Origin of the sequence: Clostridium sp. CAG:221 (genome assembly GCA_000435835.1) — a bacterium.
Lineage (GTDB): Bacteria > Bacillota > Clostridia > Clostridiales > Clostridiaceae > Clostridium.
Genome location: FR883396.1, coordinates 15,244 through 30,326 on the forward strand (window position 1 = coordinate 15,244; position 15,083 = coordinate 30,326).

A 15,083-nucleotide genomic window follows, 5' to 3' on the forward strand; every position below is an offset into this window, starting at 1 on the left:
TACCATATTTTCATGAAAATATGGTAATATGGATAATATACATACTAAAAATCTTTTATTGAGGTATTAAGTAATGATACGAATTTACAATAGAAAAACATCAAAATATGATATTGAGAAGGTTGCTGGAGAAAAATACATTAAATGGACGTATGAATCTCCTTTAGGCAAGAGCTTATTAGAACTCTTTGTTAAAAGAAAACTTTTTTCAAAAATTTATGGCTTTTTTTGTAATACAAAATTTAGTAAAAGAAAAATTAAATCATTTATAAACTCATTTTCTATAGATATGAGCAAATGTGCTGATAGTATAGATACTTATAAAAATTTCAATGATTTCTTTGCAAGAAAGCTGCTTCCAGAAGCAAGACCTTTTGATAAAGCTTCAAATATACTTATATCTCCAGGTGATGGAAGATTGCTAGCATATACTAACATATCAATGGAAAACTTAGTACAAGTAAAAAATATTCATTATAGCTTGGCTGAATTATTAGAAGATAATGATGTGGCAAAAAAATATGAAGGTGGTACATGTATTGTCTTAAGATTATGTCCAACTGATTATCATCGTTTTCACTTTGTAGATAATGGAACTCCTTTAGAAAATCACTTTATAAAAGGTAACTATTATTCTGTTAATCCTACAGCTTTAGAAAGAGTTGCTAAACTTTACTGTCAAAATAAAAGAGAATGGTCTATCTTTAGATCAGAAAACTTTGGAGATATAATTCATGTGGAAGTTGGTGCAACATGCGTTGGATCAATAATTCAAAGCTATTGTCCTAACAAAAAAGTATCTAAAGGTGATGAAAAAGGATACTTTAAATTTGGTGGATCAACAACTATCTTATTCTTTAAACCAGGTACTGTAGAAATAGATGAAGATATACTTATTCAATCTTCTTTAGGCTTTGAATCAGCAGTACAAATGGGAGAAAAAATCGGAAAAAAAATTATGAATTAAGAATGATGAATGATGAATTTTGGAATAAACTCGAAGAGTTTAGAAAAATTATTTTCCTAGAAACTCTTCGAGTTTCCTCCTTAATTCATCATTCATCATTTACTAAGTTCATCATTTATAATTATTTTCCTTATTTTGTTTATGAATTTTTCTTCATTGCCGTCAAAGATAACAAGGTGTATTCCCATTTCCTTTGCTCTCATCTTTACTGGTTCTTTTATGGGCTCTTTAGTGGCAACAAGAATTTTATAAGCATTTTTGCCCCCTATTTTATTAGCATAAACATTTAACTCATTTAAAGCCATTTCATTATATTTATCACTATCTTTACATGATATACATATAGGAACTGAATCTTTTACCGCTATTACATCTAATTCATTTCTTACAGTTTTTCTGCCATTATTCCATAAAAAAATAACACCATTCCTACATTCATCTATTTCTTTAATATTCTTAAGTAAATTATTAGTGGCTATTTCTAACCATGTTCCACTTTTAAAGATAAATCCTTTAATATAATTATTTAAAAAACGCACCTTTACTTTATCATTATTCTTACTAAAAACTATTTCATTCATTTCCTTCATCTTATTAAGTATCAAATCCAATAATTTTTTTTCTTCATCTTCAATTCTACTATAATCAATATGGATAATTTCAGGATTATTTTCTTCATGTAGAAAAATTGAATTATCATATAATCTTTGTTTATGTTTATTCCATAAATCTAAATTATTATAAATCTGTTTTGAAAAATATATTAAATCATCTTTTAAACATAATTCATAGGAATCTTCTACTATATTCCCACCAAAACCTTTTATTATTGATAGTAAATTTAAATCTTCAATTTCTTCTTTAGTCTTTAATAACTGTTCATTAAAACTGTACATAAGTTTTTTTCTTATATCTGTATAAAAACATTTAATTTTATTTTCTTTACATAAATTCAATAATATTAATGAATTTATTCGCTTTCCACCAGTAAGATTAATAATCATATCATCTCGTTTATATTTTTCAAGTATTTCTTTAAATTCATCTATATTTCCTTCAGTGATTCTTTCTTCATATAGCTTTATATTTGAAAAATTTGATGAATAGTACTCCTTTATACTTTTCATCAAATCTTCCTGCTCAGTATCGTATAAAAACAATACTTCCTCTACCTTATTTTTAATTAAATAAATAATACCACTTTCATTATGTTCATCTAATTGATTTATCAGCAATGTCATATACATACCGCCTTATATAAACTTATACTATTAATTTAACCACTGTATTAAAAAATATAATATGCAATAAAAAAACACCGATTTATAAAAATCGGTGTTTGGCAGAGCGTAAAGGAATCGAACCCTTAATGCGCCGTCCGTAGCGGCGTGTTATATCCGTTTAACTAACGCTCCTTAACAGTATTAATATTAACATAAACTAATTAATATATCAACAAAAAAAATATATTTTAAAGTTTATATGTGTCAGAAAATTCTATTTCTATCTCTTGATTCTTATTAATTAAATTACTACCTTCTTTTATTGTTTCAATATTTTCTTCTATTTTTCTTGGTAAAATTACAGTAAATATAGATCCTTTATTAATTTCACTTTCTAAAAGTAGCTTTCCGCCATGAGCTTTAACAAAAAGCATGCATAAGTTTAATCCTATTCCACTGCCTTCTATATTGTCATTATTTTTTCCTTGATAAAATCTTTCAAAAACTCTTTCTTTTTCTTCTTTAGAAATACCACAACCCTCATCTTTGAAGGATAATTCAATTTCTTTGTCCTTTACTAATAAATTAATATAAATCTCTGAATTCTCATTAGAAAACTTTATTGCATTAGATAATAAATTCATTACAACTCTATCTATTGCTTCTGGATCTATTGCCATAATGCATTCCTCTTCATTTGTATCAAAAACAAGTCTTATATTTCTCTCGGAAGCAAACTTCTCTACACAGCTTATAGTATTTTCTAGCATAGGAACTATATCAATATTCTTCTTATTTAATTTATAATAATTATTTTTTATCTTGTTAGAATCTATTAAATTATTTATTAACTTTAACATTTTAAAGCTATTTCTTTTTATTATCTCAATATATTTAAGGTTATTATCACCTTTATAAGTATTATGTTCCATAAACTGGGCAGCTGATGTTATAACATTTAAATAACTTCTCAAATCATGAATTATATTTAATAAAAATTGATCATTATTCTTTGGTAATTCATTTATCGACATTAAATTACTTTCATCGTTTGATAATATTCTATTATTGTCCTTCATTTACTTGTATCCCCCAAGATATTTTATTGATTATTTTAATATTACCATATTTTTCAATAAATTACAATTTCTTTATTGTCCTTTAAAATAAAAAAAATATAATTACATTAAATATTTTCCCCATATCTTTTGTCTATAAATTTTCACATATGTGTTTATAATTTCATTATTTTGTCAAACATTATTATATGAATATGCTAAGGAGGGATAACTTTTGTTTATAAAGTTAAACTTTAAAAAATTTAATATATTTAAATTTTTGACTTATTTTATGGTGTTAGCCATTTTATTTATTTCTTTTAATTACTATATTAATATTTCCTACACTAATACTATGAATAATTTTTATACTGAATTTAGTTCTGGAAATTTTAATGAAGCTAAAAAAACTTTATCAGCCAATAAAATTATTAATATCATTAAGAAAAATTCTAAAACCTCTGACTTAAATAAATATTTTACTTCAGTGGTGAATATTCTTTGTAAAAATCTTAAAAATAACTCTATTACAAATTCTCAAGCATTAGTTTATCTTAATGAAATAAATTCCTATAATATTTTAAATTCATCTTTAGATAAACTAATTCTTGTTCTAGATGAAAATTATTGTCCTTCAACTTCTCATGGTTACAACTCATTGTTAGAGCTAGCTTCTGAAGCTTACAATAATAATAATTTTTCTTATGCCATAAAGCTTTTAAACAAAATACCTACAAGTGAAGGAAATTATTATGCCAAAGCTAAAGATATGCTTGAAGATTGTAGGAATAAATATAGAAATAATCTTATTGCTGAAGCAGAAGATTTATCGCATAATGAATACTTTTCCAAAGCCATAGATTTATTATCAAATTATGATACTTCAATATTACCAGCTGATGACGAAGCAATTGATGCCAAAATAGCTGAAATTGATAATAAGCGTACTAATTATCTTGCTTCAATAACATATGCAGATGATGAAACAGCCTCTAATTTGATTTTAACTACCATAAATTCTACCAATATTAACACTTTAAATATATCCAGCAATACACCATATTTAATTCATGTAGATATTAATAATCAACTTGTTTCTGTCTACAACGGCTATATTAATGATTGGTCACTAGTAAATGAATATATTTGCTCCACAGGCATTCCTGGCGAAGAAACTCCTAAAGGTATCTTTACTGTAACTAATCGTGGAGAATGGTTTTATTCTGAGGATTATGGCCAAGGCGGAAAGTATTGGGTTCAATTTCTTGGTGATTATTTATTTCACTCTTTACCTTATGATGAAAGCCAAAGTCAAATTCTTGATTATACTTTAGGAACACCTTCTTCTCATGGATGTATACGCTTAAACACAGAAGATGCTAAATGGATTTATGATAATATCGATGATGATACTAAAGTTATTATTAATTAGATTAGATCTTTAATCCACTCCCATGTAGTGATTATATTATAATGTATGGTAAAATAATTATTATTAAAATCTAAAAGGATGTTTTATATGAATATTAATATACCTAAAAATGTTAAGTTTATAATTGACACTTATTATAATAATAATTATGAAGCTTTTATGGTAGGAGGATGTGTTCGTGATTCCTTACTAGGATTAAAGCCAAAGGATTTTGATATTACAACATCAGCCTTACCAGAAATAACTGAAAATTTATTTACTAAAACAATTCCTACAGGCATTAAGCATGGCACAGTTACCGTTGTCATTGATAAAGAAAACTTTGAAGTCACCACCTATAGGACTGAAGAAAACTATATAGACAATAGACGCCCTGAAAAAGTTGAGTTTGTAAAAGATTTAAAAGAAGACCTATCTAGACGTGACTTTACAATAAATGCTTTTGCCTATAATGATAAGGAAGGTCTTATAGATTATTTTAACGGCATGGATGACTTAAAAAATAAAGTTATTAGAGCTGTTGGTGATCCTAATAAACGTTTTAATGAAGATGCTCTTAGAATGCTTAGAGCCATACGATTTAGTGCCCAATTAGGTTTTTCTATTGAATCTAAGACATACGATGCTATCAAAGATAATGTTCAACTTATCAATAATATAAGTAATGAACGAATTAGGGATGAATTGTGTAAGATTCTACTTTCTGATAATCCTTGTGAAGGAATAGAAACCCTAAGAGAAACTAATATGCTTTCTATAATTCTCCCTGAAATAAATGACCTTGTTGAATATACACCACTTTGTAATAACCATAATAGAAATGTATTTACTCATACTTTAAAAGTTCTTAATAACACATATGCTAACCTTAATTTAAGATTGGCTGCCTTATTTCATGATATAGGTAAAATTAATACTATTACAGCACTGCCTAATGGTCATCATTATTTTCCTGGTCATAGTGAAGAAGGAGCAAAGATGGTTATGGACGTACTTAAAAGACTTAAATTTGATAATTTAACTATTGAAAGTATCTCTGCTCTTATTAAGCATCATCTTGTTTTAAATGTTTCTTACATGCCTACAGATGGTGAAATTAAAAGGCTTATTAATAATGTAGGCAAGGAAAATATATTTATTTTATTTGATTTGCAAAGAGCTGATATAAATGCACTATGGGATCCTGTTCCTTTCTTAAAGAAAGTTGATTTTATGGAAAGTAGGACAAAATTTATCTTAGATAATAATGAACCATTAACTTTAAAAGATTTAGCCATTGATGGAAAGACTTTAATTACTGAATTAAAGATTCTTCCTGGCAAAGAAGTAGGTATAATTCTTCATAAACTTTTAGAAGATGTACTTGATAATAAAGATCTGAACAATAAAAATCAGCTAATAAATCTTGCTAAAAAATATAAAGAGCTTATGGCATAACCATAAGCTCTTTATATTTTAAACTTTTAATAGTACTTCCTTATCTAAAGCAAATAAATAAAGATATACTTCTTTAACTCTACTTTCTGTAACCTTTTCTAAAGCTTCTTTATAATACTTCATTTGAACCATATATCTTTCTATAATTTCATCTTCATTTCCCTCTTCAAGGTAATCTGTTTTATAGTCAAATAATACTATTCCATCCTCTTCCTTAAAGAATCCATCTATTATTCCTTGTAATCTAATCTTTTCATTTTGATAGATTTCCTTATTAAGTTCTGGATTAATATCTAAACTGCTTATTTCCGTAAAGAAAGGTAATTCTCGATGAACCATTCTTCCTTCTTCATGAGCTTTTAAGATTCTCTTTCCTAAATCACTTTTAAATAAATTGAATATCTTTGTGTATCTAATAACTTTTGCTTCTTTTTCTGTTAATGATTTATTTAAAACAAGCTCTTCAATTTGTTTTTTTATTTCTGCTACACTACCTACCCTATCAAAATCTAATCTTAACATAACATAATGCATAAGCGTTCCTTTTTCAGCAGCAGTAAATCCTTTTTCTTCTTGCAGGAATTTAGGTTTGATTATTTCTTTTTCTCTAAATATCTCTAATGTTTCTGCCTCATCTTCATACTGCAAATCTTTACGCTTTAAATCTGATACAGATACGTTACTTGGAAGTATTGAGCCTTCTTCATATTGATATTTATATCCCAGTCTTCTCTTTATTTCTTTATCCACAGATATATTAGTAGCTGTTATATTTAAAGTATTTTCTTCAATTTTATCCACAGGCTCTAAATTTTTATCCCCAAGGATATCACTTTTTCTCCACATTTGCACATCCCAATTAGAGAAATCATCCACAATAAGCTCTCTAGAAGCACCACACTGTTCTCTTAGCTCTTCCCCCTGCCTATGTTTACAAATTGCCATGGCAATCCAGTCTAAATATGACTTTCCTTTTAATACTTCCGATGGCAATATTATATTTTCATCTAAGGATGCAGCACTTACCCAATTTTTTATGGATTTATCTAAATCTCTTGTGGCACCAGTAATAATTAGCTTTTCCTTTGCTCTTGTAAAGGCAACATATAATATTCTCATTTCTTCTGATAATGTTTCAAGCCTTATCCTCTTCTTTATAGCTTCCTTAGCTAAAGTACTATATGAATTTCTATTATTTAAATTAACAAAGTCAGGGCCAAAACCAAGTTCTTCATGGAATAATATTGAATTGCTTAAATCCATTAAATTAAATTGTTTCCCCATTCCACAAGTAAATACTATAGGGAATTCAAGACCTTTGCTCTTGTGTATACTCATGATTCTTACAACATCTTCATTTTCTCCAAGAATCTTTGCACTACCCATATCACCTGAAGATTTTCGTAGCTTATTAATAAATGTTATAAAATTAAATAATCCTTTAAAACTAGTGCTTTCATATTGTTTTGCACGCTGGAATAAGATTTTTAAGTTAGCCTGTCTTAAAGTTCCATTAGGCATTGCTCCCACATATCCATAATAAGCAGTATCCATATATAAGTACCATATAAATTCATCTATTGGTGTATATATTGTTTTATTTCTCCACTTCTCCAAGTCACTTATAACCTTATTACATTTTGCTTTTAAAGTATCACTTACTTCATATTTCTCATCATAAATATCTTTGATGATTTCATAAAAATATTTTTCCTTATTAAGTAGCCTTATTTCACTAAGTTCTTCTGCTGTGAAGCCCATTATTGGCGATTTAAGCACAGCTATCATGGGAACATCTTGTAATGGATTATCAATTATCTTTAATAAAGACATAATCGTCCTTATTTCTATTGATTCAAAATATCCACTACCTGTATCAGCATAAACTGGAATTCCTTCAGCACCTAGCTCATCAAGAAATATTTCTGACCAGTTCTTTGTTGCTCTTAAAAGAATTACTATGTCTTTATATTTAACATCTCTATATTCTTTTGTTTCTTTATCAAATACCTTAAATCTCTTACCATCTTTTACTTCAAATAATTCTTTTATTCTCTTGCTTACTAATTTAGCTTCTAAAGAAATGGCATCCACTTCTTCTTCTTCTTCTGACTCTTGCAGTTCTTCCTCTACTACTTCTTCAGCTTCATTTCCAGATTTATCAATGATATGAAGTTCAATACTTCCGCCTACCTCTGAATCTTCTTCTTGATTTTCCAAGAAAGTAGCGCCTAAATGTAATGCCTCATCATCTGTATATTCCAATTCTCCAACAACATTGGACATTACCATTTTAAATATAAAGTTAACACCTCTTAAAACTTCATCTCTGCTTCTAAAATTCTTATAAAGCTGTATCTTTCTTTCTTTTCCTCCTGAAGCTAAAGGATATCTACTATATTTATCTAAAAATAGTTCAGGCTTTGCTTGTCTGAATCTATATATACTTTGCTTTACATCCCCAACCATAAATACATTAGGATCATCGCTATTTTTCCTTGATACAAGGTCAATAATTGTTTCCTGTACATTATTAGAATCTTGATATTCATCTACTAGCACTTCATCAAAGAATTCTTTAAAATGCTCTGCCACACCTGAAGGTATTATATTATTATTCTCATCTCTATCAATAAGTATTTTTAAACATAAATGTTCCAAATCATTAAAATCTAATAGATTTTTTTCTCTTTTCTTTTCATTAAATTTGTCTAAGAAATCTAATGTTATTCTTGATAATTCCTTCATATAAGGATATACATCTTTTATTCCTTGCAGACTTTCTTCTGGCGTAAAAGTAAAACTATCCTCTATTAATGATTTCACCTTTTTCTTTACAGTATCTCTTATGGATTTTACAGTCCCTTGGGCATTTTCATCAAAAACAGCACTTTTTCTTACAGTCTTTAACTTAGTAAATACCACACCATTTAAAGCTGCATATATCTCTGATAAACCATAATTTAGAGATTCATATACATTTTCTAAACACTCTAAATCTCCTCTGAAAGTATCTAAATATGCTTCTAATCCTTCTGTATCACTGATTAATTCAATAGCTTTATGATACATATTGATAAATCCTTCAACTTCTACCCTTATATTATCCTTTAATATTTCCACCCATTTTGTCTTATCTAATTCTTCTAAGGTATTAATATTAAATTCTTCTGCTTTTTCAATAAGCCAGCTTTCTGGCCATGGCCCACTCATGGAAAACTTATAAAGATTTAATATAATATCTTTTAACTTTTCATCGTCTTTTGCTGTGCTATATGCTTCTACTAGTCCTTTAAAATATTCATTATCTTCTTCATAAAGCTCTTCAAAAATATCTTCAATTATTTCATTTTTCATAAGTGTTATTTCAGTTTCATCTGCAATTCTAAAAGAAGGATCTAAATCTATTGTATAGAAATAATTTTTTATTACATCTAAACAAAAGGAATGCATTGTAGTTATATTAGCTCTGCTCAAAAGAGTAAGCTGCTTTTGCAAATTCTTAGAGTTAGGATTTTTTTCTAAAGCTTTTGATATGGCTGCTGCTATTCTTTCTCTCATTTCAGCTGCCGCAGCTGAAGTAAAGGTAACAACTAACAATTTATCTATATCTACAGGATTTTCTTCATTAGTTATTATCTTAATTATTCTTTCAACAAGTACTGCAGTTTTTCCTGAACCAGCAGCTGCTGCCACTAGAAGGTTGCATTTCCTTGTATCTATTGCCTGCTGTTGTTCATCTGTCCATTTAGTCTCCGACATTATTATCCTCCTTTTGATGTTCAATTTTATTTTTCATACAATCCCATATCTCTTCTTTATCTTTCTTTAATAGCACTTTATATTTATTATCTTTTATGGATGTATCAAACTGGCATATTGATGAATAGTCGCAATAATCACAATAAGTTACCTTTAATGACTTAGTGGGCTCAATCTTTATCTGACCACTAAGCATTTCATCACATAATTCAACCATCTTATCATTAACATACTTTCTTAATATATCAAATTGTTCTTCTGTTACTACAGAGCTTGTGCTTGAAAAATCACCATCTTTTTTAAAGGCTGCAGGTATGATAAGTGAATAAGTCTCCATATCCTTATCCATTGCCTTAACTAACTTGGCATCCTTTAATAAAAGCCCATTCATCTTTAACTTCTTTAATACTTCATCCTTTATTTCATCATCTTCTAAAGCTTTCTTAGATTTTATTATTGGATCATCAATTTTAAAGTATAGTATTGCTCCTGGCATACATTGTTCATGTAATATATGCTTTGAATTTTTAAGTATGGCATCTAAATAAACCAATAGCTGTATTTGTAATCCATAATATAATTCGTTTAAATCGAAAGTTTTTGAACCTGATTTATAATCAACTATTCTAATATAGGTTTCACCATCAATTACTGCCTTATCAATTCTATCTACTCTTCCTTTAAGATATACTTTCTCCTTTGATGGTAGCTCTAAGATTATAGGTTCAGAATCTTTAAAGTCACCAAAATCAAATTCATTTTTAAATATATCAAATTCACCTTTTCTCATTTGTTCAGATATTACCACCACAGATTTAGTTATTATTCTTTTAAATCTACCCGCAAAATATTGATACTTCTTACTACTATTTAATATAGAATTTTCCTCATTCTTAAGTTTAGTATCTACTAATTCATTAACAATTTGTGAGCATCTATTTTTATCTAAATCAGACCAAGCTATATTTTCTCGCTTTATTTTGTTAGTGAATTTATCTAAGATATCATGCATAAATGATCCTAAATCTGGTGCGGTAAACTCATATATCTTCCTATCTTTTGCCTTAAGGCCATACTGTATATAATAGCTAAAAGGACATTGTGCATATTTTTCTAATCTTGATACACTAAACATAAATCTTCCATTATCATCAGCATATAATTTTTTAATTAAATCTCTTGGTATATTTTCCACTAAATTTGAATAAGTAAGTCCCTTAAATATCACATCTGATTTTAATTTAAATTCTTCACTTTCTTCAAACCATTTATATGCTTGCACCCAGTAATCCTCAATTTCTTCTTTTTCAAATTCACGTCTCATGGCAGTTACCATTTCATTAAAAGTAGGTATTGGTGCCGTTATCTTATTAAACTTATCTTCCTTAATGTTTATATTGTATATTTCACTTTCTTCCTGTAGATATTTAAATATCTTTTTCATCCTTGGTATGATTATTGAAGGTCTTAGTGATTTTCCTTCAAAGTCTGCCATTGGATAAGTTATCATAAGATATTCTGAAGCAATAGTTAAGGCAGTATACACCATAAATTGTTCTTCAAAAATTCTACTTCTAGTATCTGAAGCTATTTCTATACCTAGCTCTTTTAATTCAATTCTATCTTCATCAGATAGTATTCCTTCATTCTTATTGGCTGAAGGAAGTACTCCATCATTAGCTCCTACAATATATAGTGCTTTTACTTCACGGCCTTTTATTCTTGCAATATCTCCTACATTAACCTGATCTAAAGACATAGGTATTACACCAACTTCATGCTCTTCAAAACCAGAGCTGAGAATTCTAGCAAAAGTTTTTATATCCGTTACTTCATCACCTAATACTTCAACTGCTTGGTCTAATATATCCATAACAATTTGAGGTACCTGACTATATTCCTTTATCTTATCCTGTAAACCAATCTTTTCGAATTCATCAAGCCACTCAGCAATGGTCTCTAAGGCATTTATTTCTACAAGCATTTCATATATGGCAGTACAATATTCTTTTACAGTGTTTTCATTACCAACTTTTTTATATAAGTTAATAATTGGTCTTCTTATTTCTTCCATTATTTCAGCAATTTCTATTTCTTCTTTACTTGGTTCTTCAATTCCTTTTAAGAGCTCACCAGTCCATTTATAGCCCTTTATTCCATTAAGAAGTATGTGATTTTCTAATTTATCTATAAATTCTCTATCTAATTTGATTAGGCCGCTTTTAACATACTTAAATACACTTTCATATGACCAATTAGATATTAATATTTCTAAAGTTGATAAAATTAATACCACTAAAGGATTGCTTAATATTTCTCTTTTTTTATCTAAAAACACAGGAATATTATATTCATTAAAAATTACGCTAGTTATCTTATCGTAGTTATCAATATCTCTACACACAACTGCTATATCCCTGTATCTATAATTTTCATCCCTTACCAATCTAACTATATCTTGAGCAACCCATTCCATTTCACTATAACTATTATTAGCTTTATATAGTCTTATATCATTTACTTTACCCTTATATGTTTTAAATGGATAAGTAAATAAATGTTTTTCTATATGAGCAAGTTCTTTACTTTGGTTAAATCTATATGGAATATCTTTATTCAAATTAATTGGTTTTTCATAAGAAATATTATTTTCCTCCATTAACTTTAAAAGCTTATACTCTGTATTTTTAATGGCATCAAATATATCTGTTTCTTCCTCATTTTTACCTTCGCTGCATAAAGTTATATTAACTCTCTTACATCTCTTGCCCAAAATCTTTATTATTTCCATCTGTTGAGGAGTAAAGGTAGTAAACTCATCAATCCATATTTCTGCATCTCTATACATATGGCTTTCTTTTAACTTTTCCGCTAAAAGTGATAATACATCTTCTGAATCTATATAATTCTTATGTAAATTATCATTAAATTCATGATAAATAAAAGATAAATCTTCTATTTTATCCCTTAACTCACCTTCATTTAATTCTTCTTTTTTATTTATTAAAGTTTCCTCTGCAATATTGTACTTTTTAAATTCTGTTATTGTTTTTGAAACTACTCCTATAAAGCCTTGCTTTTTACTTATCTTATTAAAGTAATGTAGATTATCCATATTTTCCTTTAATAACTTATAAATAAGCATATTTTTTCCTGAATCTTCAATTATATTTTCTGTTCGTCCACCAATTCTATCAAAAACCCTGTTTGCCATCCTCTTAAAGCTTAATACTTCTGCCCTAAGAAGTGATTTTTCACCAGTATGCTCTAATAGCTTCTTTTCGCTTTGAAATGTATACTGATCTGGTACTAATAATATTAGTTTATTATCTTTATCACATTCTCTTATTTTTTTATCTATAGATCTTAAGCAAAATTCACTTTTTCCCGAACCAGCTCTACCAAAAATAAATCTTATGCCCATTTCTTACTCCTTTTTTTTATATTCTTCTTCCAATATCCCCATTAAAACAGTATCTAAATATATTCCTTTAAAATAATATTTCTGTCTCCTTTTCCCCTCTTCAATAAATCCACATTTCTTATAACAATTAATTGCTGCTATATTATCCTCAACTACTTCTAATTCTACCTTATGAGCTTTTTTATTTTTAAAGAGATATCTAAGCATGGCTTTAATGCTATTTTCGCCATACCCCATTCTCCAATACTTTCTTCCTATGCATATGCCTATATAATATACATCACTAACATAATTAGATTTTCTATATGATATTATTCCCACCATAATTCCTTTAGTATTTACTATGGCATAATTCTTCTTTGATTTCATTTGAAAATATTTATAATTTTCCTTTATATATTCTTTCGATGCAAAGGAAGTATATCCACCATCATATTTTAATACATCGTCATTTACACATAATTCATAAGCTCTATCTATATCTTCCTTAACTACTTCCCTTAAATATAACCCTTTACCATATATCATTTTAACATCCCCTCATAGCTCTCTTTTCCTCATTTAATAATACTCCTTATGATAATTATGTACAAAAAAATTGCCTTAAAACAGTTATTATTTGTCTTAAAGCAATTTTTTTATATAATTATATCTATTCCATTATAGCTAAAGCTGCAGCTCCTAAAACTCCTGCTTGTCCACCTAATTTTGCTTTTTCTATTGAACATGAATCAACAAATACTTTCATACATCTTTTAGCTACTTCTTCTTTTATAGTTTCTAAAACGATGTCTCCACCATTTATTACGCCTCCACCAATAACAACTTTTTCTGGATCAAAAGTTGTTATAATATTGGCAACTGTTATTCCTAAATAAGTTAATGATGTATTTAAAATTTCCTTTGCTACTCTATCTCCATTTGCAGCTTCAATAAATACTTCTTTTGATGTTACATCATCATAATTTTTTAATGATGTTTCTGCATTTGAATTAACAGCTTCTTTAGCTCTTTTTCCTATTGCAGTTCCTGATGCTAAGCTTTCTGCACATCCGATATTTCCACATCCACATCTTGTTCTTTCTTGAGATATTGTAGTGTGACCGATTTCTAAAGCATTTCCTGTACTTCCTCTAAATATTTTACCATTAAGTATAGCTCCTCCGCCAATACCAGTACTTACAGTCATGTAAATCATATTTTCAGTACCTTTTCCAGCTCCAAATTTATACTCTCCTAAAGTTGCAACGTTTGCATCATTATCTAAATAAGTTGGTAAATCATATCTTGCTCTTATTTTTCCTACTAATTCAAAATTCTCAAATGGAAGATTTGGTGATTCTATTACAATTCCTTCTTTTAAATCTAATGCTCCTGGAGCACCAATTCCTATAGCCTTTATTAATTCTTTATCAGTTCCTTCTATTACATAGTCAATTGTATCCATCATTCTATTGATAACAGCTTCTTCACCTTCAAAAGCTAATGTTTCCACAACTTTTTCTTTTATTATAGTTCCATTTAAGTCTACTAAAGCTGTATATATCTTAGTTCCACCTAAATCTAATCCTACAACATATTTTTTTGACATAATTAATCTCTCCTTTTCGCCTGATAGCACCACATGAAAAGTATAACATTTGCTGTTAATATTTACAATTAAAAACTTATGTATTATTAAATAATAAAAAAGACATCTAACATTAGTTAGATGTCTTATGGCGGAGAAACCGGGATTTGAACCCGGGCGCCAGTTGCCCGACCTACGCCCTTAGCAGGG

The 15,083-nt window shown here is 28.1% G+C and carries 9 protein-coding genes and 1 tRNA gene; 3 read left to right on the forward strand and 7 right to left on the reverse strand.

Going from position 1 to position 15,083, the window contains the following annotated elements:
• Positions 1 to 73 precede the first annotated feature (73 nt).
• Positions 74 to 967: a phosphatidylserine decarboxylase gene (locus Q5O44_RS06390; protein ID WP_022167569.1), complete on the forward strand. Its 894-nt coding sequence runs from the start codon at positions 74 to 76 to the stop codon at positions 965 to 967.
• A gap of 95 nt (positions 968 to 1,062) precedes the next feature.
• On the opposite strand, the gene Q5O44_RS06395 is transcribed toward Q5O44_RS06390, so the two are convergent.
• The 3 genes from Q5O44_RS06395 to Q5O44_RS06405 all read right to left on the reverse strand — a co-directional run bounded on the left by Q5O44_RS06395 (position 1,063) and on the right by Q5O44_RS06405 (position 3,269).
• Positions 1,063 to 2,208 carry a Card1-like endonuclease domain-containing protein gene (locus tag Q5O44_RS06395; RefSeq protein WP_022167570.1) on the reverse strand — a complete coding sequence of 382 codons (1,146 nt, stop codon included), beginning with the start codon at positions 2,206 to 2,208 and terminating at the stop codon, positions 1,063 to 1,065.
• Between the two features lie 99 nt (positions 2,209 to 2,307).
• Positions 2,308 to 2,382 (reverse strand) — tRNA-Arg (locus Q5O44_RS06400).
• A gap of 56 nt (positions 2,383 to 2,438) precedes the next feature.
• Entirely contained in the window at positions 2,439 to 3,269 is an 831-nt protein-coding gene (locus Q5O44_RS06405; RefSeq protein WP_022167571.1) for a sensor histidine kinase KdpD, read from the reverse strand.
• Between the two features lie 214 nt (positions 3,270 to 3,483).
• On the opposite strand from Q5O44_RS06405, the gene Q5O44_RS06410 reads away from it, so the two are divergent.
• Both Q5O44_RS06410 and Q5O44_RS06415 read left to right on the forward strand, forming a co-directional pair.
• Complete coding sequence (locus Q5O44_RS06410) at positions 3,484 to 4,680, forward strand: L,D-transpeptidase (protein ID WP_022167572.1); 1,197 nt, start codon at positions 3,484 to 3,486, stop codon at positions 4,678 to 4,680.
• Between the two features lie 87 nt (positions 4,681 to 4,767).
• Complete coding sequence (locus Q5O44_RS06415; RefSeq protein WP_022167573.1) at positions 4,768 to 6,117, forward strand: CCA tRNA nucleotidyltransferase; 1,350 nt, start codon at positions 4,768 to 4,770, stop codon at positions 6,115 to 6,117.
• A gap of 18 nt (positions 6,118 to 6,135) precedes the next feature.
• Here Q5O44_RS06415 and addA read toward each other — a convergent pair whose 3' ends face one another.
• The 4 genes from addA to Q5O44_RS06435 form a co-directional block, all read right to left on the reverse strand.
• Positions 6,136 to 9,879, reverse strand: coding sequence for a helicase-exonuclease AddAB subunit AddA (addA, locus tag Q5O44_RS06420; RefSeq protein WP_022167574.1), 3,744 nt, complete (start codon positions 9,877 to 9,879; stop codon positions 6,136 to 6,138).
• Entirely contained in the window at positions 9,866 to 13,303 is a 3,438-nt protein-coding gene (gene addB / locus Q5O44_RS06425) for a helicase-exonuclease AddAB subunit AddB (protein WP_022167575.1), read from the reverse strand. Before addB ends, addA begins: the two co-directional genes overlap by 14 nt.
• 3 nt (positions 13,304 to 13,306) lie before the next feature.
• Positions 13,307 to 13,831, reverse strand: coding sequence for a GNAT family N-acetyltransferase (locus tag Q5O44_RS06430; protein WP_022167576.1), 525 nt, complete (start codon positions 13,829 to 13,831; stop codon positions 13,307 to 13,309).
• Positions 13,832 to 13,955: 124 nt separating this feature from the next.
• The gene (locus Q5O44_RS06435; protein WP_022167577.1) at positions 13,956 to 14,894 is read right to left on the reverse strand and encodes an ROK family protein; all 939 of its coding nucleotides are present in this window, start codon (positions 14,892 to 14,894) and stop codon (positions 13,956 to 13,958) included.
• Between the last annotated feature and the right edge of the window lie 189 nt (positions 14,895 to 15,083).

Coding starts and splice junctions, on each gene's coding strand:
- Q5O44_RS06390 (WP_022167569.1), top strand. CDS start 74: ATGATACGAATTTACAATAGAAAAACATCAAAATATGATATTGAGAAG.
- Q5O44_RS06395 (WP_022167570.1), bottom strand. CDS start 2,208: ATGACATTGCTGATAAATCAATTAGATGAACATAATGAAAGTGGTATT.
- Q5O44_RS06405 (WP_022167571.1), bottom strand. CDS start 3,269: ATGAAGGACAATAATAGAATATTATCAAACGATGAAAGTAATTTAATG.
- Q5O44_RS06415 (WP_022167573.1), top strand. CDS start 4,768: ATGAATATTAATATACCTAAAAATGTTAAGTTTATAATTGACACTTAT.
- addA (WP_022167574.1), bottom strand. CDS start 9,879: ATGTCGGAGACTAAATGGACAGATGAACAACAGCAGGCAATAGATACA.
- addB (WP_022167575.1), bottom strand. CDS start 13,303: ATGGGCATAAGATTTATTTTTGGTAGAGCTGGTTCGGGAAAAAGTGAA.
- Q5O44_RS06430 (WP_022167576.1), bottom strand. CDS start 13,831: ATGATATATGGTAAAGGGTTATATTTAAGGGAAGTAGTTAAGGAAGAT.
- Q5O44_RS06435 (WP_022167577.1), bottom strand. CDS start 14,894: ATGTCAAAAAAATATGTTGTAGGATTAGATTTAGGTGGAACTAAGATA.